Origin of the sequence: Brevibacillus sp. SKDU10 (genome assembly GCF_001645205.1) — a bacterium.
In the GTDB taxonomy this organism is placed as follows: Bacteria; Bacillota; Bacilli; order Brevibacillales; family Brevibacillaceae; genus Brevibacillus_B; species Brevibacillus_B halotolerans.
Window position 1 is genome coordinate 68,357 of sequence record NZ_LSSO01000180.1, and the last position, 24,504, is coordinate 92,860.

General features: G+C 41.4%; 24 protein-coding genes. 16 read left to right on the forward strand and 8 right to left on the reverse strand.

Going from position 1 to position 24,504, the window contains the following annotated elements:
- The first annotated feature begins 11 nt into the window (after positions 1-11).
- The 11 genes from AYJ08_RS16940 to recG all read left to right on the forward strand — a co-directional run bounded on the left by AYJ08_RS16940 (position 12) and on the right by recG (position 12,970).
- Complete coding sequence (locus tag AYJ08_RS16940; protein ID WP_064018700.1) at positions 12-869, forward strand: DegV family protein; 858 nt, start codon at positions 12-14, stop codon at positions 867-869.
- A gap of 257 nt (positions 870-1,126) precedes the next feature.
- Complete coding sequence (aepX, locus tag AYJ08_RS16945; protein ID WP_064018701.1) at positions 1,127-2,014, forward strand: phosphoenolpyruvate mutase; 888 nt, start codon at positions 1,127-1,129, stop codon at positions 2,012-2,014.
- 21 nt (positions 2,015-2,035) lie between these two features.
- Positions 2,036-3,199, forward strand: coding sequence for a phosphonopyruvate decarboxylase (gene aepY / locus AYJ08_RS16950; protein ID WP_064018702.1), 1,164 nt, complete (start codon positions 2,036-2,038; stop codon positions 3,197-3,199).
- Positions 3,199-4,326 (forward strand): 2-aminoethylphosphonate aminotransferase, encoded by a 1,128-nt coding sequence (locus AYJ08_RS16955; protein WP_064018703.1) that lies wholly within the window; start codon positions 3,199-3,201, stop codon positions 4,324-4,326. The genes aepY and AYJ08_RS16955 overlap by 1 nt, the downstream gene beginning before the upstream one ends.
- Positions 4,326-5,063 (forward strand): YheC/YheD family protein, encoded by a 738-nt coding sequence (locus AYJ08_RS16960; protein ID WP_064018704.1) that lies wholly within the window; start codon positions 4,326-4,328, stop codon positions 5,061-5,063. The genes AYJ08_RS16955 and AYJ08_RS16960 overlap by 1 nt, the downstream gene beginning before the upstream one ends.
- Positions 5,064-5,387: 324 nt before the next feature.
- Positions 5,388-6,938 (forward strand): spore germination protein, encoded by a 1,551-nt coding sequence (locus tag AYJ08_RS16965; protein ID WP_064018705.1) that lies wholly within the window; start codon positions 5,388-5,390, stop codon positions 6,936-6,938.
- The gene (locus tag AYJ08_RS16970; protein WP_064018751.1) at positions 6,922-8,031 is read left to right on the forward strand and encodes a GerAB/ArcD/ProY family transporter; all 1,110 of its coding nucleotides are present in this window, start codon (positions 6,922-6,924) and stop codon (positions 8,029-8,031) included. Before AYJ08_RS16965 ends, AYJ08_RS16970 begins: the two co-directional genes overlap by 17 nt.
- On the forward strand, positions 8,015-9,175 hold the full coding sequence (locus AYJ08_RS16975) for a Ger(x)C family spore germination protein (protein ID WP_082891004.1): 1,161 nt from the start codon (positions 8,015-8,017) through the stop codon (positions 9,173-9,175). The genes AYJ08_RS16970 and AYJ08_RS16975 overlap by 17 nt, the downstream gene beginning before the upstream one ends.
- A gap of 93 nt (positions 9,176-9,268) precedes the next feature.
- Positions 9,269-9,934: an L-serine ammonia-lyase, iron-sulfur-dependent subunit beta gene (gene sdaAB / locus AYJ08_RS16980; protein ID WP_031413582.1), complete on the forward strand. Its 666-nt coding sequence runs from the start codon at positions 9,269-9,271 to the stop codon at positions 9,932-9,934.
- A 98-nt stretch (positions 9,935-10,032) separates the two neighbouring features.
- The gene (gene sdaAA, locus AYJ08_RS16985) at positions 10,033-10,923 is read left to right on the forward strand and encodes an L-serine ammonia-lyase, iron-sulfur-dependent, subunit alpha (protein WP_064018706.1); all 891 of its coding nucleotides are present in this window, start codon (positions 10,033-10,035) and stop codon (positions 10,921-10,923) included.
- Positions 10,916-12,970: an ATP-dependent DNA helicase RecG gene (recG, locus tag AYJ08_RS16990; protein WP_064018707.1), complete on the forward strand. Its 2,055-nt coding sequence runs from the start codon at positions 10,916-10,918 to the stop codon at positions 12,968-12,970. The genes sdaAA and recG overlap by 8 nt, the downstream gene beginning before the upstream one ends.
- Positions 12,971-13,243: 273 nt before the next feature.
- Here recG and AYJ08_RS16995 read toward each other — a convergent pair whose 3' ends face one another.
- Positions 13,244-14,533 carry a hypothetical protein gene (locus tag AYJ08_RS16995; protein WP_064018708.1) on the reverse strand — a complete coding sequence of 430 codons (1,290 nt, stop codon included), beginning with the start codon at positions 14,531-14,533 and terminating at the stop codon, positions 13,244-13,246.
- 291 nt (positions 14,534-14,824) lie between these two features.
- Between AYJ08_RS16995 and dinB the strand changes: the two genes are divergently transcribed.
- Both dinB and AYJ08_RS17005 read left to right on the forward strand, forming a co-directional pair.
- On the forward strand, positions 14,825-16,060 hold the full coding sequence (dinB, locus tag AYJ08_RS17000; RefSeq protein WP_082891005.1) for a DNA polymerase IV: 1,236 nt from the start codon (positions 14,825-14,827) through the stop codon (positions 16,058-16,060).
- Positions 16,057-16,440 (forward strand): YhjD family protein, encoded by a 384-nt coding sequence (locus AYJ08_RS17005; RefSeq protein ID WP_064018709.1) that lies wholly within the window; start codon positions 16,057-16,059, stop codon positions 16,438-16,440. Before dinB ends, AYJ08_RS17005 begins: the two co-directional genes overlap by 4 nt.
- A gap of 58 nt (positions 16,441-16,498) precedes the next feature.
- Here the strand turns inward: AYJ08_RS17005 and AYJ08_RS17010 are convergent, their stop codons facing one another.
- Positions 16,499-17,767 (reverse strand): MFS transporter, encoded by a 1,269-nt coding sequence (locus AYJ08_RS17010; protein ID WP_082891006.1) that lies wholly within the window; start codon positions 17,765-17,767, stop codon positions 16,499-16,501.
- Between the two features lie 12 nt (positions 17,768-17,779).
- Positions 17,780-18,226 (reverse strand): MarR family winged helix-turn-helix transcriptional regulator, encoded by a 447-nt coding sequence (locus AYJ08_RS17015; RefSeq protein WP_064018710.1) that lies wholly within the window; start codon positions 18,224-18,226, stop codon positions 17,780-17,782.
- A gap of 119 nt (positions 18,227-18,345) precedes the next feature.
- Between AYJ08_RS17015 and AYJ08_RS17020 the strand changes: the two genes are divergently transcribed.
- The 3 genes from AYJ08_RS17020 to AYJ08_RS17030 all read left to right on the forward strand — a co-directional run bounded on the left by AYJ08_RS17020 (position 18,346) and on the right by AYJ08_RS17030 (position 20,097).
- Positions 18,346-18,696: a YolD-like family protein gene (locus tag AYJ08_RS17020; protein WP_064018754.1), complete on the forward strand. Its 351-nt coding sequence runs from the start codon at positions 18,346-18,348 to the stop codon at positions 18,694-18,696.
- Positions 18,697-18,961: 265 nt separating this feature from the next.
- On the forward strand, positions 18,962-19,243 hold the full coding sequence (locus AYJ08_RS17025) for a hypothetical protein (protein WP_003341509.1): 282 nt from the start codon (positions 18,962-18,964) through the stop codon (positions 19,241-19,243).
- 332 nt (positions 19,244-19,575) lie between these two features.
- Positions 19,576-20,097 carry a hypothetical protein gene (locus tag AYJ08_RS17030; protein WP_064018711.1) on the forward strand — a complete coding sequence of 174 codons (522 nt, stop codon included), beginning with the start codon at positions 19,576-19,578 and terminating at the stop codon, positions 20,095-20,097.
- Positions 20,098-20,188: 91 nt separating this feature from the next.
- On the opposite strand, the gene AYJ08_RS17035 is transcribed toward AYJ08_RS17030, so the two are convergent.
- The 5 genes from AYJ08_RS17035 to AYJ08_RS17055 all read right to left on the reverse strand — a co-directional run bounded on the left by AYJ08_RS17035 (position 20,189) and on the right by AYJ08_RS17055 (position 24,192).
- Complete coding sequence (locus tag AYJ08_RS17035; RefSeq protein WP_082891007.1) at positions 20,189-20,611, reverse strand: hypothetical protein; 423 nt, start codon at positions 20,609-20,611, stop codon at positions 20,189-20,191.
- A gap of 770 nt (positions 20,612-21,381) precedes the next feature.
- Entirely contained in the window at positions 21,382-21,999 is a 618-nt protein-coding gene (locus AYJ08_RS17040; protein ID WP_064018712.1) for an ImmA/IrrE family metallo-endopeptidase, read from the reverse strand.
- A gap of 169 nt (positions 22,000-22,168) precedes the next feature.
- Positions 22,169-22,810, reverse strand: coding sequence for a GTP pyrophosphokinase (locus AYJ08_RS17045; protein WP_003336820.1), 642 nt, complete (start codon positions 22,808-22,810; stop codon positions 22,169-22,171).
- Positions 22,811-23,105: 295 nt separating this feature from the next.
- Positions 23,106-23,492, reverse strand: coding sequence for a DUF2500 domain-containing protein (locus tag AYJ08_RS17050; RefSeq protein WP_082891008.1), 387 nt, complete (start codon positions 23,490-23,492; stop codon positions 23,106-23,108).
- Between the two features lie 73 nt (positions 23,493-23,565).
- Entirely contained in the window at positions 23,566-24,192 is a 627-nt protein-coding gene (locus tag AYJ08_RS17055) for a stage II sporulation protein M (RefSeq protein WP_064018713.1), read from the reverse strand.
- Between the last annotated feature and the right edge of the window lie 312 nt (positions 24,193-24,504).

Consider the following 24,504-nt stretch of genomic DNA (forward strand, 5'->3'; position numbering starts at 1 on the left):
GTAATGTTACGTTGTCACCTATTGTAATTGTTACGGATAGTGCGTCAGATATTGATCCAGCTCTGATTACAGAGCTAGGTATTGAGATCGTTCCTTTGAAGGTGAGCTTTGGTGCTGAAACCTTTCTGGATGGAATCACTATGCGCTCTACTGAGTTTTTTGAGCGTTTACGTTCGTCCGACGTATTTCCAAGAACATCTCAGCCATCACCAGTAGAGTTCTCTCAAAAATTCCAAGAAATTAGTGAGAAGCATGGTGCGGATGTTTGCATCATTGCTATTTTGTTGTCCAGTCAATTATCGGGCACGTACCAATCCGCTGTTATTGGCAAGGGAATGCTCGAACAAGACCTAGACTTGACGATTATTGACTCGAAGAAGGGTGCTATGTTTGAGGGACTCCTTGTTGTTGAAGCAGCTAAAATGGCGCGTGCAGGATGCTCTAAACAACAAATTCTGGATGAAGTGGACCGGATGATTCAGCAAATGCAAAATTTCTTTATCATCGACACTTTGGAGTTTTTACAAAAAGGCGGTCGAATCGGTCGAGCTTCCGCATTTATTGGTTCGCTACTAAACATTAAGCCGATCCTGTCGCTAGATGCAAATGGTGCTGTGTATGCCTTTGACAAGGTACGCGGCAATAAAAAAGCAGTGGCTAGGATGCTGAATGAACTAAAATCCTATGCTGCCGATGCAAGAGTAAAGGTAGCCATTCTGCATGCAAATGCGTTAGAAGAAGCAAAGGCGTTAAAAGAGCGAGTCGCTCAGGAATTCCAGGTAATTGAAACCTATATATCCGAAATTGGTCCTGTTATCGGAGCACATATTGGACCAGGCGGAATTGCCTGCGCAATGGTAAAAGAGTAGGAGTAAAACAACATTTTATTGTGAATAAAGGTTCACGAAAAACCAAGAGAATAAGGGACACCTTGCTTGAATCGTGCAAATAGCGATTAGGTAAGGTGTTTTTGTTTTGCATTCGTGCAAATAAAAGGGTGGGGTTGATATCCAGCAGTTGAGCATAGTTGAATGCATGATAAACGAAACATTTTGGCACACGTCCTATAATTATTCATAAGATAAAGATAAAAAATAATTAGACTCCAAATGGAATGGAGGTCCTTATGAAAAAAACAACACGATTAAAGCATCTCATTCATTCTGAAGAAATTGAATTTTTAATGGAAGCACATAACGGATTATCAGGCAAAATTGCAGAGAATTGCGGCTTTAAAGGAATTTGGGCTAGTGGTTTGACCATTTCGGCTTCGCTGGGTGTGAGGGACAACAATGAGGCGTCCTGGACCCAAGTGCTAGATGTATTAGAGTTTATGAGTGATGCTACTTCTGTACCAATTTTGCTAGATGGCGATACGGGTTATGGAAACTTCAATAATGCAAGGAGATTGGTAAAAAAATTAGAGCAAAGGAGCATAGCGGGTGTATGCATTGAAGATAAGCTTTTTCCAAAAACCAATTCGTTTATCAAAAGTGAAATGCAACCGCTCGCCAATATTGATGAGTTCTGTGGAAAGATTAAAGCGATGAAGGATAGTCAAACAGACGAGGATTTTGTTGTTGTGGCAAGAGTAGAGGCATTCATTGCAGGATGGGGGCTGGAAGAATCCTTACAAAGAGCTGAAGCTTATCGACAAGCGGGAGCGGATGCTATTCTGATCCACAGTAAAAGATCCGATGTCACAGAAATTGATGCTTTCATGAAAGAATGGGCGTTTAGACATCCTATTGTGATCGTACCGACTAAATATTACAAGACACCGGTGGACAAATTTGAAGAATTGGGTGTGAGCACGGTCATCTGGGCGAATCACAATCTGAGATCATCAATTGTTGCTATGCAACAAACCTCGAAGCAAATCTTCGAACAGAAAAGCCTCATTCAGGTGGAAGAGAATTTGGCAACGTTAGATGATGTGTTCCATCTACAGAATGCGGATGAATTAAAGGAAGCGGAAAAGAAATATCTCCCTGCAAACGAATTTAAATCCTAGATGTAAAAAAAGGATGATTGAATGGTGCTAAATACGAATCTGTTTGTTAATGAATTGAGAAAGCGGGGATTCCAATTTTACTGTGGAGTTCCTTGTTCGTTTTTAAAGGATTTTATCAACTATGTCAAAAATGAATGTATGTATGTGGGGGCTACCAATGAAGGCGAAGCTATAGCTATCTCATCTGGAGTAGCGTTAGGAGGAGAAAAGGCAGTGGTTTTTATGCAAAATTCCGGTCTGACCAATGCTGTTTCCCCTTTAGTATCACTCAATTATCCTTTTCGTCTTCCAGTTCTTGGCTTTGTCAGTTTGAGAGGAGAAGAAGGGATTCAAGATGAGCCACAGCATGAATTAATGGGAAAAATAACGACACAGCTCCTGGATTTAATGCAAGTAAAATGGGAATTTTTATCGGTCGATATAGAAGAAGCGAAGGAGCAGATTAACCGAGCTAATGAATATGTGGAAGCGAATCAGTCTTTTTTCTTTGTTGTCAGAAAGAAAACCTTTGAAAAGGTTGAGCTGTTCAATCAAGAGCCTTCTGTGAAAGGCAATCTATATAAAAAGCAAAAAAATAAACAGGATGCTGTTCCAAAGCGTTCAGAAGCGTTGGAGGTTATTAACGCACTAAAAGATAGTCAAACAATTCAGCTTGCCACAACTGGAAAAACGGGACGGGAACTGTATGAAATTGAGGATGCTAACAATAATTTATACATGGTTGGCTCTATGGGATGCGTTAGCTCTCTAGGACTCGGTCTTGCCCTAACCAAAAAGGATAAAGAGATTGTTGTCATTGACGGGGATGGTTCCATGCTGATGCGTATGGGGAGTCTGGCTACAAACGGGTACTATGCTCCAGACAATATGCTCCATATTCTGCTCGACAATCATGCCCACGATTCTACGGGTGGACAAAGCACCGTATCCCATACGATTGATTTTGTGGAGATTGCTTCCGCCTGCGGGTATCTGACATCCATCTACATTCACAGCTTAAAGGAATTGGAAGCCTCCATTCGAGAATGGAAACAAACGAAAGGACTTACTTTTTTCTATTTGAGAATTGCCAAAGGTTCCTTGGAGCAGCTTGGTCGCCCTAAAATAAAGCCTTATGAAGTAAAAGAGAGGCTGCAGGCGTTTGCAAGTAGCAATGTGCCCCATTTTGGAAAGGGGGATATCTGATGCAGATCGTGAAGAGAAATATTTTATTGAATCCCGGTCCCGCCACAACTACGGATAGTGTGAAATACGCCCAAGTAGTTCCTGATATTTGCCCTCGTGAAACAGAATTTGGTGACCTATTGGAATATGTATCTACAGAGCTTACCCAGTTGGTTGCTGATCCTAAGGATTACACGACGGTCTTGTTTAGCGGTTCCGGTACAGCAGCTGTTGAAGCTATTATTAGTTCTGTTGTGCGCGATGATGCTGTACTTGTCATTAACAATGGTGCGTACGGAAAACGAATGTGTGAAATTGCCAAAGCCTACAATCTGCCCCTCCTCGAATTCACTAGTCCTCACGATGATGGAATCGATTTATTTGCACTAGAAAACACGATCAAAAATTCGTGTCAAAAAATCTCCCACCTAGCCGTAGTTCACAACGAAACATCTACTGGTCTTTTAAACAATCTTGAAGCGATTGGAGCCATTTGCCAAAAATATCATATTGATATGATTGTGGATGCAATGAGCTCATATGCGGCCGTTCCAATTCAAATGGACAAAATGAATATCAGTTTTTTGGCTGCAAGCTCGAATAAAAATCTACAGGGCATTGCAGGTGTCGCATTTGTCGTTGCCAATCGAAAGAAATTGGAACGTATCCGGGACAATAAGCCCAAAAATTATTACTTACATCTCTATGAACAATATCAGTTTTTTTGTGAGTCCCGTCAAATGCGTTTTACTCCTCCTGTCCAGACCTTCTATGCACTAAAGCAAGCGATCATCGAATTGAAAGAAGAGGGGGTAGAGAGAAGATACCAAAGATATGTAAAATCGTGGGAAACATTAATCAAAGGCATGGCTAGGCTTCATTTGAATTACATTGTTCCAAAGGAGCATCATTCCAAAATCATTACTTCCATCGTTGAGCCTGATTGCAGCGGATACAATTTCAATGAAATGCACGATTATTTGTACAATCAAGGCTTTACCATTTATCCTGGGAAATTTGCAGAGTCAAAAACATTTAGGGTGGCAAATATTGGGGATATTACCTATAAGGATATTGAGGGTTTTTTGAGTATCCTAGAAAGTTACTTACAAGCCATTGGTTATCCTTTTGCAAAGGAAGATGCCTAATGAGAGCAAGAAATAAATGGTCAAAATATTTATTTTTAAAACAGTCAAAAAAATTAGCACCGTACTTGCCGGAAACACAACGGATGACAAAAAGAGCCTTTTGGGATTTGATTAACCAGTATGGAAAGGTGATTCTAAAGCCTGTCAGGGGAAGGGGAGGGGCAGGCGTCATTCAAGTATCTTCACTAGGGGATCGTAAATTTAATATACACAGTGAAAATAAAAGGAAGACCATAACAGGGAAAAAACAGACTTATCGCTACATCAAAAAAAAGATAAGATCGGCTGCTTATATGATTCAACGGCGAATTTCCCTTGCTACAATCCGTAAACGGCCTTTTGATATGCGGATCATTGTACAGCGCAGAAGATATTCTGATGCGTGGAGAGTTACTGCTAGAGCAGCTAAAGTAGCTGGCAAAGGTTATTTCGTCACCAATAATACTAGGAGTAAAGGAAAGATGCTGCACGTTAAAAGGGCACTTCAAAAATCATCACTTCAAAATCATTCGCATCAACTTCTCCTCTCTAATGTCAAACGGGTGGCTTTATTGTCCGCAAAAAGGCTAAGAGTAGCATTTCCATCGCATCGTACCTATGGAATGGATATGGGATTGGATAAGAAGGGGCATGTATGGATTATTGAAACAAATCATTATCCAGCTATTTCTCACTTCCGCAAGCTGGGTGATAAAGCTATGGTGCATCGAATTTTGGCATATCAAAAGGGTAGATAAGTAGGGACTTTGGAAGTAAAGGATCGGTTTGTCAATGGATTATATTAGAATAGTAAGGTTCTTGTAACGTAAACGTGGCAATCTTTTATGAATGAATGGTTGTCACGTTGGTTACTATCTTGCCGGGATATTAAAGTATGCTAAGACAAGCTGACGTACCACTGCGCCTATGGAATCCTATTCATTGTTACTATTCAGAAAATTGTGTCATTGTTTTTTCCCTTTATATGAGAATCTCTATTCCCTTTTTGGCAAACCATACATATACAGGCTACAACAGCAAACTGGAACGCAGAGGTTCACATTGAATAAAAAGGTGAGGTCATGTCATTCTTCCAACGATATTGGACAACCAGACAGGGACGGCAGGCAGGAGGAAGCCAGACTTCAGATTCTGCCTGTATTGACTCTTCGATGTATAGCAATCTGAATCAATTAGAGAAGATATTCTCTGGAATTCCGGATTTGACTATGCGTGAGCTTCCTTTAAAAACAGGAGAGAAGGCACTATTGGTTTATTTAGATGGTTTGATAGACAAAACCATTGTGAATCGAGATATTGTTCATCCCTTGTTGGTTGCTGAAACCGTATATCCTGAACAAATGGAATCTGTATTATTTGTAGGCAAAATCAAACAAATTAATTTATGGGCTGAGATTGAAGAGTCCTTGTTTCATGGTTGCTGCATTATATTTATGGATGGATTTCCTCAGGCTTTTCTTATAGAGGCTCAAGGCTGGCCCCAGCGTGCTATTCAGGAGCCGCAGATTGAATCAGCGATTAAAAGTGCTCACCAGGGATTTATCGAGACAGCAAACGCCAATATTTCTATGATTCGGCGCTACATTCCTAGCAGGGAGCTGAAGATTAAGGAACATACCATTGGAGAACGCGGTGGAGCAAAAGTATCACTCTTGTATTTGGAGGATGTGACGAATCCTCAGATTTTAGACGAGCTTGAAAAAAGATTAGAGTCGCTTACAGTCGATATTATTTTAAATACAGGAGAACTAGAGGGATATTTGGAGGATCGAGCATTTACTCCTTTTCCTCAATTCTCTATGACAGAGCGTCCAGATACAGCAGCTTCCCATATTCTGCAAGGTAGAGTCGTCATCATCATGGATCGGTCACCGGGAGTGTTAGTGGCTCCCATGACCTTTTTTTCATATTTTCAAACCGTAGATGATTATAGTGTTCGATGGTTTGCTGCTTCTTTTATTCGCCTGTTGCGTTTTATTGCTTTTTTTATCGCAATTTTGGCTCCTGCGATCTATATTGCTTCTGTATCGTTTCATTATGAATTGATACCGCTTCCCTTGCTTTTGACGATTGGAGAATCGCGTGAAAGAGTGCCGCTCCCGCCAATTCTTGAGGCATTTATTATGGAAATGGTATTGGAAATGCTCCGTGAGGCTGGATTACGATTGCCAGCTCCTATTGGACAAACCATTGGTATTGTAGGCGGTATCGTTATAGGGCAAGCGGCCGTATCGGCTGGGTTAGTCAGTAATATCATGGTGATTGTAGTTGCTTTGACAGCGATTGCTTCCTTTATCATTCCGAATTTGGAGATGTCGGCTGGAGTTCGTATGATTCGGTTTCCTATGATGGTGGCTGCTTCTTTATTTGGGATGGTGGGTATCATTTGGGGGCTTATGCTCGTTATTCTGCATCTGCTCTCGCTGGAATCGCTTGGTACACCATATGGTGCTTCCTTTTCACCCTTGCATTTTTCTGAACTAAAAGATACCTTCGTTCGTTTACCAGTGTGGATGATGAAGAAACGGCCAATCGAGCTCAAGCCAAAGCAGATTGATCGACAGGGAGACAATGGCAGAGGGAATGGTGAACATCATGAGAAAATTGAGTGATCGGAAAATTTCTCTCCTGCAATTTATTTTAACAATCAGTGGGATTGAGGTAGGCAGTAGCATCTTGAATCTACCGGCAGATTTGGCTCGTGTAGCTGGCACTGATGGCTGGATTTCTATTATTATCGGATACTTGTGTACGATTATTATCAGTCTTTGCATCCTCGGGATTATGTCTAAGCATCCAAATAAAACGATGCTTGACGTGTTGATTTACTATTTAGGCTCCTTTTTGGGGAAATCAATTATGGTGGTCTGGATTCTATATTCCTTGCTTGGGGCTATCACGATCTTTTATACGAGCATCTATATTATAAAAGAATGGGTATTGCCTAATACAATGACATTTCTGATAGTCGCTCTCTTCCTCCTTTGCACTTACATTGGTCTAAGAGGAGGCATTCGCCTAATTTGCCGATATCAGGTGTTTGTATTTTTCTTTACTTTGTGGATGCCTTTAATTTTGCTGTTCTCATTAAAGGATGGCCATCTTACATTCTTGCTGCCAGTGCTTAAAGAGGGATGGCTGCCTATTTTATATGGGGTGAAAACAACGGTATTAGCGTTCTTAGGCTTTGAGTGGGTTTTTTTGTTTTATCCTTATTTGGAGAATAAAAAGCAAGCAGTCAAAGGAGTCATCATTGCAAATACAATCACGCTGCTCGTCTATTTGCAAATTACGTTTAGCTGCTTTACCTTTTTTAGTCCTGATGCAATTACACAATTTATTTGGCCTACGCTCACCTTGGTCAAGCCGGTTCGGTTTCCTTTTCTCGAGCGTTTTGAGATCGTCTATCTTTCCTTCTATATCTTTATTTTTTCCACGTCTGTAATCCCTTATTTCTTTTTTGCGATGGAGAATATTTCGGAGCTGTTTCATAGACAGGATTGGCAGATGCCTTACGCTATCTTACTTATCTATGCGCTTAGCTATCTGTTTTATCAGCCATCGTATACAGGTATTACGTTTTGGAAGGATTCGTGGGAATGGATGGGCTATTTTACGGTGTATGCGTTTCCAGTACTCTTTTTATTGTATACCATGCTGGTTGGCCGATGGAGGGGGCGACAGTTAAATGAAAAAGCGGGGTAAAAGTAAAGTGTCACAGCTACTGAGCTGCATGGGTGCATGTGCCTGTTTGTTCGGCTTAAGCGGCTGTGGTGGAGATCAGGTTCTTGTGGAGGATATTAATTTAGCGCTGATTTATGCCATGGATCGGACATCTGACAACCAAATACTAGTCTATGAAATGAGTCCGATCTTTGATAAAGATGCTAAAAAGAAATATGCTGTCTATGGAGCAAAGGCTCATACCGTTCGACAAGCGAAGGAAGTGTTCAACAGTGTGGCCCAAGGACAGGTAGTTGTAGGAAAAGTACAGGTCCTGCTGTTTGGCGAGGCACTGTTACAAGAGGGAATTGTTCCTCATCTGGATGTATCCTTTCGTGATTCTAAAAATGTGGCGAATATGGTGATGGCTGGAGTCAAAGGCTCCATGTCTGATCTTGTAAATAGTAATTTCCCGGATAAATCCATCCTGCCTCGCTATATTACAGATTCTCTTCAAAATAGCGCCAAGCTTAATCAAGGGCTAGAAACCACTCTTCAAGAATTTCATACATTGCTATATGACAAGGGAATCACACCGGCGATCGTGGAGGTAAAAAAAGATAGGAATGGGATTGTAGTATTGGGAGCGGCTCTTTTAGACAAAGCAGGAAGACAGCTTTTGTCCTTGAATCGTCGAGAAAATTTGTATCTGCTAATGCTGCAGCAAAAAGCCACTACTCCGATCTCTTATACCTTATCAGTTCCAACAGCTTCGTTTTCGCAAGGTCAGTCATCAGATAAAGCGAAAAAGGAAGGCTTTGTGACAGTGAATATTCATCAAGTAAATCCAAAGATAGAAACCTCCTATCAGGATAATCAATTTGTTTTTACGGTTCATCTGGAAATGGACGTCCGGGTTATTGAACGAACCTTCCCGATTGATTTGGAAAAAGAAAAGGACAAGCTGGCACATTTCATTGGAAATAAAATGAAAGCTGAAATGGAGACGCTCATCAAAAAGGTACAACAAAAAAAATTGGACCCATTCGGGTTTGGATGGTATGCAAGAGCGTATCAGTATCCACATTGGAGGAAAATTCAAGATCAGTGGCCTGCTGAATTTTCAAAAGCACGGGTGAATATCCTGCCTACCATCAATATAGAAAGCCGAGGAGTAATCCAATAGATTGAGTAACATGTGTTTTTAGAAGTAGCCGATTTCCCTAACCTACGATACAATAAGGTGTACGAGACTTTTGGGAGAGCGAGGGCTGCTCAAATGAAATTTAAAAGCGTTTTCGATATTATTGGACCCGTGATGGTTGGTCCATCCAGTTCACATACAGCCGGAGCGGCTCGAATTGGACGCGTTGCTCGCACTTTATTTGGGAGGCAACCAAAGAAGGCGGAAATCACGTTCTATGGTTCTTTTGCAAAAACCTATCAGGGTCATGGTTCAGATGTAGCGACTGTGGCAGGAATCCTTGATTTTGATACTAGTGACTTACGATTAAAAGATTCCATCCAAATAGCCAAAGACTTTGGAATTGAAGTGATCCTAACTACCTCAGAACTACAGACGGAGCATCCGAATACGTCTCGGATTAAGCTCTCAGATGAGCAGGATAGTGTAGAGATTGTTGGAATTTCCATTGGCGGAGGGAAAATGCTGATTACTGAAATCAATGGATTTCAATTAACATTGTCAGCGAGTGCTCCTACATTACTGGTTTTCCATGAGGATCGTTTCGGTATGATTGCTAAGGTGTCCGAGGTTTTGGCTGAGCATCGTGTCAATATTGGCTTTATGGAAGTATCACGACGGGTGCGAGGCAGTTTAGCTCTTATGATCATTGAGCTAGATACGCTTGTTGATCAGGCTACAATACAGGAGATGGAAAACCTGTCGTCCATTGAGCGGGTATTGTTGCTACCTACTGTGTAGCCTCGAACTGCTTTTATTTAGATATTGTCGTGAAATATAAACCCCTTTATGGGAATGGAGATAGAGCTGGAAGGTAAGTGCAAAAGGAGTTGAGGTCCATGTTTCGCAATGTAGCAGAATTAGTGGAACTGGCGGAATCACAAGGGAAACCCATTTCTCAAATCATGATTGAGGCAGAAATGAACTTTTCTGAGCGATCTCGTGAGTCTATTATGGAAGAGATGTATCGCAATCTGGATGTGATGGAAAAAGCGGTGCAACGGGGATTGACTGAGGATATTCGTTCATATAGTGGTTTAACTGGTGGAGATGCTAAAAGGCTGCAACAATATATGAAAGAAAAGCCGTTTTTATCTGGCAAGACGCTGCTTAACGCGGTAAGTATGTCTGTGGCTGTTAATGAAGTAAATGCAGCGATGGGGACGATTGTTGCCACACCAACAGCAGGTGCCTGTGGGATTGTTCCTGGAACCTTGTTTGCTGTATCAGAAAAACTAAATCCAACACGCGAGCAAATGGTGAATTACCTTTTTACAGCGGGAGCGATGGGATATTGCATTGCTAACAATGCTTTCATCTCAGGAGCAGCCGGTGGGTGTCAAGCGGAGGTAGGCTCTGCTACAGCGATGGCAGCGGCAGCGATCGTTGAAATGGCTGGAGGCACACCGGAGGAATCAGCACAAGCGGTAGCTATCGCTTTGAAGAATATGCTTGGTTTAGTTTGCGATCCAGTGGCAGGTTTAGTTGAGGTTCCTTGTGTGAAGCGTAACGCAATGGGGGCCGCTATCGCAACCGTAGCTGCCGATATGGCAATGGCGGGCATTAAGAGTGTGATCCCTACTGATGAGGTAATTTTAGCGATGTATCGTATCGGGTGTAGCATGCCAAATACCCTGAAGGAAACGGCACAAGGCGGGTTGGCGGATACGAAGACAGGCCGTGCAATTGAAGCGAAAATTTTTGGTGTGCCGGTGAAACAGCATGATTGATTTGTTGGCTGGTCCTGTTAGCAATCTGTATGGAATTGGAGCAGAGCGGGCTAAAGATTTAGAGGCACTTGGCATATACAGCATCAAGGATTTAGTAGAGTATTTTCCATCGCGTTATGAAGATTACCGTATTCGCGATCTAACTGAAGTGAAGCATGAGGAGAGGGTTACTCTTGTAGGCACAGTCTACGGCGAGCCCTCTGTTCGCTTTTTTGGCAAAAAGAAATCGCGGATCAGCGTCAAGCTTGTCATGGATCGTGTAGTTGTCACGGCTGTTTGGTTTAACCAGATGTATGTTAAAACACAGCTATCTCCCGGTAAAGAGATCGTAGTTACAGGTAAATGGGACAAGCATAAACTGCAAATTACCGTGAGTGAAATGACACAAAAGGATTCACCGCGGGCCAAGAAACGCAACGATCTCGTCCCGGTTTATCCGTTAAGTGCAGGAGTGAATCTTTTATTTTTACGCAAAACAATTCAGCGTGCCCTTGAAAAATACGGCAAGCTAATTCCTGAGATTCTGCCTCCGGAACTAGTAGAACGCTATCGTTTATTGCCGCGTCATGAAGCAATTGAGCTGATCCATTTTCCAGGCAATGCACAAGAAGGCCATCAAGCCCGCCGCCGTATTATGTTTGAAGAGCTTTTTTTATTTCAAGTAAAAATGCAGGCATTTCGACGGATAATACGTCAGCAAACAGAGGGGGTTGCCCAAGCCATTCCGCTGGAGCTGGTGCGAGAATTCGTACGTTCCCTACCATTTCCGTTAACAGGAGCTCAAAAGCGTGTGGTAAAAGAGGTGCTTGATGATATGCAGGCTCCCTATGCAATGAATCGTTTATTGCAAGGGGATGTAGGCTCCGGTAAAACAGTAGTAGCAGCTATTGCTTTGTATGCTACAGTGAAAGCCGGTTTTCAAGGTGCTTTGATGGTGCCCACAGAAATTTTGGCTGAGCAGCATTTGCACTCATTAGCAAGCTTATTGGAGCCATTGGGGCTACGGATTGCGCTGTTATCAGGCTCTGTTACAGGCAAAAAACGACGTGAGTTGCTTGAAGCTCTGCAATCAGGAAGCTTGGATGTAGTAGTTGGTACGCATGCACTTATTCAGGACGATGTATTTTTCTCCAAGCTGGGACTGGTGATCACAGACGAGCAGCATCGTTTTGGGGTCGAACAACGTCGTGTCCTTCGCAACAAGGGGCTTTGTCCAGATGTCTTATTCATGACAGCTACACCGATCCCACGTACGTTGGCAATCACGGCTTTTGGCGATATGGATGTCTCTGTAATCGATGAGATGCCGGCTGGACGTAAACCAGTAGAGACCTCATGGGCTAAGCACGAGCAGTTTCATCAAGTGCTAGAACGCATGCGAGCAGAATTATCACAAGGTCGCCAAGCTTATGTAATCTGTCCTTTAATCGAAGAATCCGACAAGCTGGACGTTCAAAATGCGATTGATGTACATGCGCAATTAAGCATGTATTTCCAGGAGTATCAGGTAGGCTTGATGCATGGGCGTTTGCCATCTAAAGAGAAGGATGAGGTCATGCAATCGTTTGCTAGTGCAAAAACTCAAATTCTTGTTTCTACGACCGTAGTAGAGGTTGGGGTAAACGTGCCGAATGCAACCTTTATGGTCATCTATGATGCTGAGCGGTTTGGTCTTGCTCAGTTGCATCAGTTGCGTGGACGTGTCGGTCGTGGGGCTGATCAATCATATTGCGTACTCATTGCCGATCCAAAATCAGAGGTTGGAAAAGAACGGATGCGTGTCATGTGCGAAACCAATGACGGTTTTGAACTGTCTCAACGCGATTTGGAGCTACGTGGTCCAGGTGATTTCTTTGGAACGAAGCAAAGCGGGGTTCCTGACTTTAAGGTAGCAGATTTACTGAGCGACTATAAAGCGTTAGAGGTAGCTCGTCAGGAAGCAGCGGTTATGGTCAATAAGGATGAGTTCTGGACAGAGCCTGCGTATGAATATCTGCGCTCCTATTTGCGAGAACAGGGAATTCTGGATGGCACCGTTTTAGATTAGACTGGTACAAATGGCTATGCTTGCTCTTTTTGATATGGATGCAAATGATTTTGATTTTTTTACTTTGCTAGGACGATAAAAAGATTACGAATAAGAATGCACGTTTGTTTACGGACGATGTAAGAAGCCCCCTCACTCTTCTTAATGTTAGAAGAGTGAGGGGGCTTTCATTTGGAAAACGTCGGAAATACGGATCGTTTTGATGTACGCATGTTCAAGGAACACATTCTTGTTTAAAAAACCAAGTGTGGGAATCGGTGCTCAAGGCACGTTCTAGTCGATGGAATCTAATAAAATAACGTCACCATTTGTTCCCAGCACTCCATAGTGGCAATCCAGCTTTCCACACAATACATAATGGGTTCTTTCTGGATGCAACACATACGTTGGCGTCAGAGTAAGATGCTGTTTAAGCCGTTCGAAGGCAAGCTCTTTGTCAATCGTGACAGGCTCAGCTTGCGCTAGATTTCTATGTATCTCTTTCCAAAAGAGCTGATTATCAAAATACGAGACGATTTGCAGTTGTTTCGGGTCTAAGAATATTGTGATTTTAGCTGAGATCACTTTAGTGGGGCTGGAAACAGACCGGAGTACAGCCTGAATGTAGTTGTTTTGCCGATATAGATGGGTTAGCTTCCACTGTCCTGACTCTGTTGGGTACATAGAACGCAAAAAGTCGGAGATTGCATGAATAGCCTGCTGCTGCTCCTCCCATGTAATAGGTAGCATATCTGGGTGTGGTTCATTAGCAAATGCTTGCTTGGCAGACACCTCCGGCTGATTCTGAAATAGGAAAGGATCTTGTTCCTCATACGTTAGCGTTAATGGTGTGACCCAATGAAAAACATGGTCAACATTCAAGCGAAAACGATTATCTATCATAAATTCAAAAGGATAAGTTGCTGATAAATCATTGGCTATATAAATTTCCTCAAGTGCATAAGCCAAAATCCATTTGTTTTGCTCTGTTGAAGGGAATTCGATTAAGCTAACCTGTTCCTTTGCGATCTGTATGACATCTGTATCTAGGGTCAGTGTATAAGGCTCCTCTTTTATCATTTCTTTTGGAGGAAACACGCCGCTTACTGTAAACGAAAGAAGCTGTCCTTTATCATTATGCTCTACTGCTATCATTCCACCTGGAGCAAGAGGAACCCTATTATGGCAGGCTTTAAAATGGTGGATGGCGGAGGACTGTGTCCGATCGCTTAGAATGAACTGCTCTTCATGGCGCAGGCCTGTTTCTGCTTCTATCCACTCTATTATTTCGGAATAGGTTGAAAAGCGTGTGGAGCTTGTAGAAAAAGTTTTTCCACCGACAAAAATCACACTTTTATAGCATTTGGAGCTAATATCATATTCAATTACGGCTGTACCGGGGGGATTTACATCATCCTCCGTACGTTCTGTTACCCCGTTTACAAACCATTCCATGCTCAATTGATAGGTTGTGCCACGAATCAAATCCACAGTTGTCGATAAACGGCTCGTATGTAAGTGATACGTTTGAAGGCCAAATTTTTCACTTGTAGCCGTAATAATCTCCTGTATGCGCTTGTCCACTTTTAATCACCTCTATCAGTAAGTACGTAATTTTGTTTGGAAGGTTTCACGGGAAACGTATACCGATCAACCTCGGCTCGAATTTTTTCTAGGCAAAAGCTAACCTGATTCTGCTGATCTGGTTTAATCCATTTACATGTAGCTCATACTCAATTCCAATTGTTCCGTTTATTTTCTCATCCTGAAGTGCTTCATTACTGTATAAAATTACCTCCGGGTTCATAGTATAAATAAGAACAAGTGTTTGGTATACTATTCGACAGGAATGTATGTTCGATAGGGGTGTTCAAGGTGAACAAGAAGCGGGTGATTTTTCTAATTGATATGCAAAGCTTTTACGCAAGCGTTGAGAAAGCGGCTAATCCAGAACTGCGTGATCAACCTGTCGTGGTGGCTGGTGATCCGAAGAGACGGAGCGGTGTGGTACTAGCTGCTTGTTCGTTAGCGAAAGCATATGGTGTGACTACAGCAGAGCCCTTGTGGAAAGCCGAACAAAAGTGCCGCCAGCTTGTGGTAGTACGCCCCCGCATGCAGCGTTATTTAGAGGTAGCGGCGCACATTACGGCTATTTTTGAGTCCTTTACCGATTTAGTGGAGCCTTTCTCGATTGATGAACAGTTCCTTGATATTACGGGGAGCCTGCGATTATTTGGGAATGATCCAGAAGCGATTGCGACTAGGATTAGACAGCGTGTTCTCATGGAGACAGGAGTAGTCTGCCGAGTAGGAATTGGTGAAAATAAGGTGCTGGCTAAAATGGCTTGCGATATGGCTAAAAAGCAGGAGGGGGGGATTTTTTGGTTAAAAAAAGAGGAGCTGGCTGAAACGCTGTGGCAGTTACCGATCGACAAGCTGTTTGGTGTGGGTTCACGGATGAAGCGGCATCTTCATCGGATGGGGATGTATAAAATTGGTCAGTTAGCAGAAGCATCGCTTGATGTCATGATGAAACGTTTTGGAGTAAATGGAGAGGTGCTGTGGCGGACTGCACATGGCATTGATGAGTCACCTGTATCGGTTCAGGCGCATGATGTTCAGAAGGGGATCGGTCATCATATGACATTGCCACGTGACTATCATACAGCCGAAGAGATTAAGGTGGTTTTGTTGGAATTATGTGAAGAAGTGTGTAGAAGGGCCAGAAGGAAGCAACTAATGGGCTGGGTCGTAGCTGTAGGATGCAGAGGGGCGGATTTTGACGTACCAACAGGTTTTTTTCGACAAATGAAAATGCTGGAGCCAACCAATGATGTGATGACGATTTATGCCGTTGTCTTAGAATTGTTTGAGCGTCATTGGGAGCATTCTCCAGTACGTAGCGTGGGCGTTCAGATTGGCCAATTGACCCCGGATGATGTTTGTCAGCTTAGTTTATTTGAAGACAAAATGAAAAAGCGTTCTCTTGCCTATACCATGGATGGAATTCGATCTCGCTTTGGCAATGATGCGATTATGCGCGCAGTGTCGATACTCTCAGCTGGTCAAGTGAAGGAGAGGGCACACAAGATTGGAGGACATTATAAATGAGCCAGTCAACCGTGCCACTCGAGTGGCAGGAGCATGTGCGCGAATCTATTTTATTTGGCTTGTTATTTAAAGTAGCGATGGTGGATCAGCAGACTTTGCGACAGATTCCATTGTCTCTGTCCTATATCCATCTATTGGAGCACCTGTCACGTTGGGCAGAGCGTAGACATCATGATCTGCGCAGAGCCCTACTAGACAGAGGATGCGAGGTGATTGGCGCACAGACAAAAGAGGGCTTATATCGCGTACAGGTTCGATTGAACGGCTATGTACACGAATTGCTCTATTCCCCCGAATTATTGCGGGCAGAATGTCAGGCGCGCGTCCAACAATGGCTGACGGGAGAGACGCAGCAAGGTGATGCAGGAAAAGGTCGCTAAAGATGATACCAGCGTTGTATGCACTACCATCCGGCGTGCATGATCCTACTCGCTACGGTTACATTTTTACGTTCTCAGCGTGCTTGGCTAGCTCTCTTTTCATGCGTTTTCCGCGTGTCATTAAGAAGAATAAATAAACGAGCAAATAGGTCACCATGGCTAAAGCAGAGATGCGATACATGATTGCATAATTGGCACTAGCTGCTACTACGCCGAGCAACATAGAACCGATGGCAACTCCTAAGTCAATCGAGTTGAGGAAGGCAGCATTAGCCATTCCTCGCTTATCTGGACTTACTTCCTTAATGATCCACGCTTGCATGGAAGGCTGGAGAGTTCCATAACCGAGTCCATACAACACAGCCGAACCAATTAGACCGATCATACCAGTCGTGAAGGAAAGAGAAAGCAGACCAGCGATTACCAATAAAGCACCTGGAATCAAAACAGCTACATGCCCTTTTTGGTCAAAAATCTTGCCAGAAAGCGGACGAATACACAGAATCGCTAGTGCATTAAACAAAAAGAAGTTACCTACATTGTCAATTTGCATTTCTTTTCCAAATAAGGCCAAAAAGCTCAGTAAGCCGCCATAGGTAACTGATAGCAACAGATTTAACAGGCAAGGAAGCAAGACGTTCTTATCCAGAAAGGAAGAGCTGCTATTGGATGACATGGTTTTGTACGTGGACTCCGTAGTGGACGTCTTAGGGTCCGTTTGCCTAATAGACTCAGCATTTCCCGTTGCTATTGATTGTTGCTTGGGTAAAACGAGGTACAGCAAAGGGAAGATCAATAAAATCAATAGGGTGGAAGAGGCAGTTAATGTGCCAAAGCCATACGTTGCTAATACCCATAATCCAATCATCGGTGCGATAGACATAGCTAGGCTGGTAGATAAACCGAAGTAACCCATGCCTTCTCCCATACGGCGAATGGGAATGACATGAGAAACCATTGTGGGAAAGGTGGTACTAGACATCCCAAAGCCAATCCCGTAACAAACGCGCATAACAAGCAAGACAGCAATAGTTCCGCACCAATAATAGCCGGCTGTAGAGAGAGCAGCAATTGCTAAGCCCGTGAATAATAGGAAAGTGATCTTTCCCCGCTTTAACAGCTCACCTGCGAATAGCCGTGTCACAATAGCAGACAAGGCAAAGAGACTTGTTACTAGACTAATCGTAAAATCATTAGCATAGAAGGTTTCTTTCACATAGGCCGGAAAAGCGGGAAGGATCATTTGTAAATTAAGAAATAACAGCAGATTACAAATTGTTAACAATATAAATTTTTTGGACCAAAGTTTCTCTTGTTCTCCTATCAAAACGTACCACTCCTAAGACTCTATCTGTTTTTGAGCATTCTCGCTCATTTGTTGTAAAAGCTGTTTCATAAACGCTAGATCAGCATCCGAGATGTTGTGGAGTGCTTCCTGAATCGTTTGTTGCTCGATGGGGAGTGTCTGTTTGACCATTTCTTTGCCAGCATCGGTTAAGAAAAGCAAAAAAGCACGGCGATCATTTTCAGACGTTTTTTTGTGAATCAAGCCTTTTTTATACAGTGCATCTAAAATTCGGGTTGTTGTTGGTTGATCTTTAGATGTACGGTGTGCTAGTTCTTTTTGGTTGATCCCGTCTTGTTTATCCAATTGATACAGAAGGGAAAATTGCTCCGTCGTAATGTCAAAATCCTTTAAGCGTGAAGAGAGCAGATAAACGATTTTGCGGTAGGTCTGCCCCAGCATAAAGCCGATAGAGTCTTCCGAAACAATTTGTTTGGTCAAAGGGGTTCCTCCTTTCTTTAAAAATACTTGCTACAACAATTATATGCAAGACAACTATTCTTGTAAATATCTGTACTTTTTGTCTAAGTAAAAAATGGAAAAAGAAAGCAGTGACGATCATGAGAAATAAGCCTGTTTCCAAGAAGGAAAATCTTTTTGCGGCTAGCCGATTTATTTTGCCAGAGCATCGGGAGCTATATTTGCGAATGAAAGCAGAGCAAGAGAGATACTGTCCGCCTGATCTAGATGAAGAGGAGCGTGCCAGCATTAGCGCCACATTATTTCAAGGCTTGCAACAAAAGCGTTTGCTGACATTGCGTTATTACGATGATACGGGGGAGCAATGCATGATCGGGCATGCCCTGCATGTTGATCCCGTGTCACAACGACTTAAACTGCAGACAAAGCACGGGGTGTCCTGGATTAGCTGCCAGACGATTCTGGCGGCTGAAGTGGAGGATATCTGGTAAAAGTTTGTAGGGGCGGAAAATAACTCGAGGAAAAAAATAAAATAAACCTAAGTAACTATCATGGAAATAGAGAGAAAATGAGTAGTAACGCAAAAAATCATGATCGGCCAAGATTGAACGATCTATTTTACGTTTCTAATTGAATTTATGGATTTTTCGCTGGAATTTTGCGTGAAAATGCATTTTGCGTTGGAAAGCGTTTTGGCTGTATTGTATGTAACGTGAGATTTTTACGAAAACACGTGAGCACAAAAGGGGATTATAAATGTTAGCACAAGAGATGGGCATGGTTTTAACCAAGCACGCGGAAGTAATGGATGCGAAGCGTTGGGCGAATCTGATTGAACAGATGGAAAAGAAGGGCTTGTACGTCGTGATCGAGACTGATACCAACTGCCGCATGCTCAGTCCACTAGGTGGATTGATGCCGATGCCTTCAAAGAATCAACAGCTGACGGTTTTGACAGAAGAAGAATTGCTAGCAAAAGGCCTAGATATTGGCCACCATATTGTTAAAAAGCAAGTAGATGTCGCTAGCGGATCATAGGTCAAACGAAAACGAAAATAATCATAGCTAAACTTAACTAAAATGAAACAAATGACACAACGAATGCAACTGCTACATGGCTCTCTTTCATTGGGAAAGAGAGCTTTTTATTCCTTCTTTCATTCTTCCTTCCATAGTTCTTATTTCGAAATTCAATCATTTGGGTCATAGAGTGATTGACTTATGATTAACCCGTTATTTATAAAAAAGGAACTGAATCTAAAATATAGGTAGATAAATTGGAAGAAATGTAAAAATTAATTATTTTGGCAGGAATAAGAGTGAAAAAGATTGAAGTTGGTTTCTAAAACCCTTTTAAGGAGGAATATTGGTTGAAAAAAATATTTTGTTTGGTGTTGCCCCTATTGTTATTTGTTTTATCTGGATGTCAAGGAAATCAAACGGTGGAAGAAAGTAAAAACATGCTAAATATTGGGGTTGTAGGATCTAAGCCATCGGTTAACGAAGAGAATGTCCAATTTATAGAACTAACATTGGATAGATTAATAAAGGATCAGAATATAACTTTAGACGCTTTGTTTATTATGCCTGATAAGTTACAAGAAGCTTCCAAAAAGCCGTATAAACCAATCTATAAAACTGGGAAATATTCCATTTATTTTGTAGATAGCGCAAGCTCATACCTTCCTTTTACCGAAGACGATATGACCTATGAAAGCGCACCGAAAATAAAAGATGGAATGTATATCATGGGAATTTTAAAAGGAACAAATAAGGAGGTCATCAAAATCAAAGGCTACGGATTGAAAGATGATAAAAAAACGGATAAAAATATAAAAGAAGTATATAGTACGGTATTTTTAGATATTGCAACTGATAAGTATCTTAAATAGTTACGTTGTGATTGCTCTTACATTTTTTGACCTACATAAAAAGCCCCCTACAAAAATGGTGTAGGGGGAGTAATTTATAAAAGAAGATAACCTATTGTACAGCGTAAAAATGGGAATATTCTCGGAAATATTTGTAATGGCTGTTTGAGCCTGAAACACCAAAAGTGGCACTAAAAATACCTGTATCAACACCAGCTTGTCCAGTTAAGGTTGTACTACCATTATTAAAGAAATCTCCATCTACGAGGTAATCAATGCCTACTTGTCTATCATCGATCCACGCCTCTACTTTTCCACTAAAACCTTTAGAAATACCATTGTACTCTCTTTCAATAGATGCATATCTAATTTGGTCGATCCATTTAGCGCTTCCAGAGGTATTTGTTCGAGCAATAACTATAAGATCAGGTGTCCAACTTTTTTTCACCTCTAATGTAGTTCTATATTCTCTCCAACCTGTAATTTTACTTGAAGCAATAAGTGATTTAGATTGTAACTTAGCTTCTTCTTCCATAACTTCCTCAAGAGTTCTATCAGAATATTTCGCTATTCTTTTCAATGCTTCTTCATATGTAATTTCTTCTACACTTACCTCTTTTTCTGTTTTCTTGTCTAACGTAGCCTCTCAGCAGAAGTAAATCCAGCAAAACACATCAAAGATAATATCATGCTTACAAAAATTGAAAACGTTTTTTTCATTTTGTATTCCTCCCTATATAGTTATTATTTAGTATAATAAAACACAGATATATGTTTGTCTATTCCAAAAAAGGGAAAAATACACAAAAATACTATTTTTATCTCTTTATTAATGGTATGTAAGCTTGTCAAGTAGAAATATCTCTGTAAAAGAAGAAAATCGAGAGAAAAAGAAGGAATAGATGGATGATCTATTCAAGAATTAAAATAGAAAACGAAGAGGAAGCGGTCACTTAAGTAGAGTAAGTATACCGCATCCCAACAAATCTGAGTAATGATGAAGATAAAGCATCCAAATCAACAAGAAAACCACTAATGTTGCTGGCAATGGGAAGTTATAGCTCAAGGAAATGAAGATTATTTGTACTAAAAATATAAATCGAAAATAAGTAAAGGTTTTTAAAATATGTAAAATGCATAATAAAGTAAAAAGTGCTTGCTGAGTAAAGTAGTTAAATCTTCATTAGTACATAAAGTAAATGGTTGGCAATAAAAGTATCTAGATAAATATCAGGAATAAAGCTTAAATTTTCATTTCCACAGTTCTTCCGTGAATCAAGGTTCTTGGAGAAAACATGTGAGAAGCTAATCCCACTCCCTCGACAGCTGTTTTTGCAATTGACTAAGCAAGCGTTTCGTTTCGGGAGTAAGAGAAGGTCTCTTCAGAGCTGACCTTTGTTTTTGCTGATATACCATCATATTCCATTCGTGTTCCTGTGCTAGCCAGATTCGGCGCTTGATCTGCTCCCAGCGGCGACAGGCCAATGAGATGGGGACCCGGAAAGCTAGAGCTAGCTGGTGTAACCAATCCCGTTCGTATTTAGGCATGGGTAAGGTTTGAAGCAAATAAAAAGGCATAGCTGCATACAACTGAAAGTGTCCGGCTTGCATTTCTTGTAAGTCGCGTAGAGCAGGTGGCAATGACAACTGATTGCCAGAATGGCGCAACGGGTGGCATAATTCATGAAAAAATTCGGCTCGTCGTTCTACTTCTGACAGATGCTGATGTAAAAAAATCAGAAAGTCTCCACTATTCTCGCACCATCTTACGTGGGATGGTAATCTTGTAAAAGCAATTTCTCCTCCAAATAACTCTGCAATCTCTTCCAGGTGTAATTCCTCAGGAGCTAGAAATCCATACCGTTGATACCTAGCTGTAATCCATTCCTCTAAGGGTGTCATTTGATATAATTCGAGATTCATGAAAACCTCCTCCCTCTAAATTATACCCTAAAAACAGGAATATTTGTTCGTATTCCAAGGAAATATCCTGCTTAATTTTATATGATGGTCGTATATAAGAAAAAAAAGGATAATTGCAAGCGTACGGGACGCATCCAATTATCCTTTTTCTTTTGTACGGGGAGAACAGCTATGCCTTGGCTCCGGCAACTACTTTAAATTCTTTCCCATTTAAGATTTCTTTACGCAATCGCAGCATTTTTTGATCCAAGCTATTTGCTGCTTCAGCGGCTTCAGTCAATTCATGTAAGACATAAGGCGGCACCTGCTTATCGTACTTATAGTACAAAATATGCTCAAGGCTCGCCCAAAAATCCATGGCTAAGGTCCGGAGTTGAATTTCTGCATTTACCCATTGTGTTCCTTCATTTAGAACAAGAGGGACCTGAACGATGAGATGCAGGCTTTGATAGCCATTTGGCTTTGGAGAGGCTATGTAATCCTTAATCTCAACAAGGCGCAAATCCTCTCGCTGTTTAAAGTGATCCGCAATGCGATAAATGTCTTCAACAAAGGCACAAACGATTCGAACACCAGCTACATCAAACAGCTTGTCTCGCACGCTTTCTAAAGTCTTTGGCAAACGTTTACGCTCTAGCTTTTTCATGATACTAGCCGGTTCTTTTAAACGCGTTTTAATATGTTCAATAGGGGAATATCCATCTTGCAGCTTCCATTCTGTATTCACGATCATGATCTTCGTTTCCAATTCGCGTAAAGCAAATTGATAATGAAAGGCCATGTTTTTCCAGACATCCATATTTTCTAGCATAGGTACGCTCCTTGTATTTCTGTGACTTGCATGCTAAGCCTAAATCAATTCATAGGCACGGTGAGCAAAAATTAATTTATTGTACGTGATGATTGTACCTGATGGTTGTGGGAGAAATGTGTAAGCGGCGAAAAAGGACGTTGCTGATTGAAACAGCAACGTCAGATCAGGAAATATGACATCATTTCAAACAAACGGTGCTCGTCTTTTTGCAATCAACGGTCTAGACCATTTAATCAATATTTTTACCAAGAAACAATAACAGCTTCATGTATGATCAATGTAAAATGGAGTATTAAGCCGAAGTAGTTTGACGCTGAAAGCCTTTAAAACGTGTTCCTTGATAAGAAACGATACCATGGTCTCCTTCGGCTAGCAGTCCGTATTGAGATCCAGTCAATTGAAATTCTTTGCGTTCACCACTCACTAATTCAAAGGTTACATAATATGAAGTGTGGGAAGCATGATTTCCAGAACCGCCAGACACTTGAAAACGCTTTGAAACAATGTGAGCTTGTTTACTTTCGACAGGAGAATGATTATTAGTTGTCCAGGTAAATAGAGCACGACCAATCACGAAAATAAAGCCACCAATTACAATCACAGGAATCACGTTAGCCATAAAAGAGAACGTGAAATCAAACATGGGTGAACCAGGCTCAAGTGGATTAGAAAAAAACAAAGTGGAATCCTCCTAATTACAAAAATAGGGAATATTCACTTGTATTATAGCATAAGTAGCAGCGGTTTACAGTTTATACCACCTTGTGAATCAGAATGGGTGTCACATAACCTTCAATAAGTGCTGCGAGCAAGACAAGCGGTAAAATAACCAAAATATAGGTTTTAAGTGACTTGAGGATCGCATTTTTAACAGAATACTGATGTCGATTGCGCGAAAATAGGCGGCGAAACACAGTAAGACTAAGAAAAATGCCAACACTTCCACTCAAGAAAATAGCAATCATCTCAATAATGCCATGAGGGAGGATTCCGTAAACTAAGATATCTATCCAAGGCTGGTTCTGAATCGCAACAGACGCAAGTAAAATACTAATCGTGCTAATGGTGATAATACCTGAAAAGGCAGGTAAAACAATTAGCGGAATGATTCCGATTACCACGGACAAAAGGGTCGCTTGCGTATTATTTTTAAAAATAGACCAGAAAAAATTGGTGGGTGTTCCGCCTGACTTGATCCCTTTTGCCTCAAAGGCTTGAGCAAGTGTAGTCAACAGCTCTTTAACCGTTTGCGGATTTTTTACAATGAGCATATAAAAAACAACAGCGATGATTAAGGACACGAATGTAAGAATCCAAAAACCTTTCTTGTAATCTTTGCGGAAATGTTCCCATTCTTGGGCATACAAATCACGAAGCATAGCATTTCTCTCCTTATCAGTTAAAAATAATGGTTTGTCTACTTAGTTATGTACACCTAAAAATCATGATTGCAACAATAATACGCATGTAATAACGGTAACGCGGTTTGGTATTCACCTCAGTTCTTTAAAGCTTTAAATGATTCATGGGTGCTTAAACTTTGCTTTCCTTTACTAAAGACCTATAACCATATTATTTATATTACCATCCAAGTAAATTTAAGAACATGTCGAGCATGAATTCCTTGTGGTACAAAACAGCATTAACTAAAAATTCTTTTCAATGAAAAAGAAAGCAGAAGATGATGTCGC

Excerpts from the sequence above, each read along its gene's own strand:
- aepX (WP_064018701.1), top strand. The coding sequence starts at position 1,127 with ATGAAAAAAACAACACGATTAAAGCATCTCATTCATTCTGAAGAAATT.
- aepY (WP_064018702.1), top strand. The coding sequence starts at position 2,036 with ATGGTGCTAAATACGAATCTGTTTGTTAATGAATTGAGAAAGCGGGGA.
- AYJ08_RS16955 (WP_064018703.1), top strand. The coding sequence starts at position 3,199 with ATGCAGATCGTGAAGAGAAATATTTTATTGAATCCCGGTCCCGCCACA.
- AYJ08_RS16960 (WP_064018704.1), top strand. The coding sequence starts at position 4,326 with ATGAGAGCAAGAAATAAATGGTCAAAATATTTATTTTTAAAACAGTCA.
- AYJ08_RS16965 (WP_064018705.1), top strand. The coding sequence starts at position 5,388 with ATGTCATTCTTCCAACGATATTGGACAACCAGACAGGGACGGCAGGCA.
- AYJ08_RS16970 (WP_064018751.1), top strand. The coding sequence starts at position 6,922 with ATGAGAAAATTGAGTGATCGGAAAATTTCTCTCCTGCAATTTATTTTA.
- AYJ08_RS16975 (WP_082891004.1), top strand. The coding sequence starts at position 8,015 with ATGAAAAAGCGGGGTAAAAGTAAAGTGTCACAGCTACTGAGCTGCATG.
- sdaAB (WP_031413582.1), top strand. The coding sequence starts at position 9,269 with ATGAAATTTAAAAGCGTTTTCGATATTATTGGACCCGTGATGGTTGGT.
- sdaAA (WP_064018706.1), top strand. The coding sequence starts at position 10,033 with ATGTTTCGCAATGTAGCAGAATTAGTGGAACTGGCGGAATCACAAGGG.
- recG (WP_064018707.1), top strand. The coding sequence starts at position 10,916 with ATGATTGATTTGTTGGCTGGTCCTGTTAGCAATCTGTATGGAATTGGA.
- AYJ08_RS17005 (WP_064018709.1), top strand. The coding sequence starts at position 16,057 with ATGAGCCAGTCAACCGTGCCACTCGAGTGGCAGGAGCATGTGCGCGAA.
- AYJ08_RS17020 (WP_064018754.1), top strand. The coding sequence starts at position 18,346 with ATGAGAAATAAGCCTGTTTCCAAGAAGGAAAATCTTTTTGCGGCTAGC.
- AYJ08_RS17025 (WP_003341509.1), top strand. The coding sequence starts at position 18,962 with ATGTTAGCACAAGAGATGGGCATGGTTTTAACCAAGCACGCGGAAGTA.
- AYJ08_RS17035 (WP_082891007.1), bottom strand. The coding sequence starts at position 20,611 with ATGGAAGAAGAAGCTAAGTTACAATCTAAATCACTTATTGCTTCAAGT.
- AYJ08_RS17040 (WP_064018712.1), bottom strand. The coding sequence starts at position 21,999 with ATGAATCTCGAATTATATCAAATGACACCCTTAGAGGAATGGATTACA.
- AYJ08_RS17045 (WP_003336820.1), bottom strand. The coding sequence starts at position 22,810 with ATGCTAGAAAATATGGATGTCTGGAAAAACATGGCCTTTCATTATCAA.
- AYJ08_RS17055 (WP_064018713.1), bottom strand. The coding sequence starts at position 24,192 with ATGCTTCGTGATTTGTATGCCCAAGAATGGGAACATTTCCGCAAAGAT.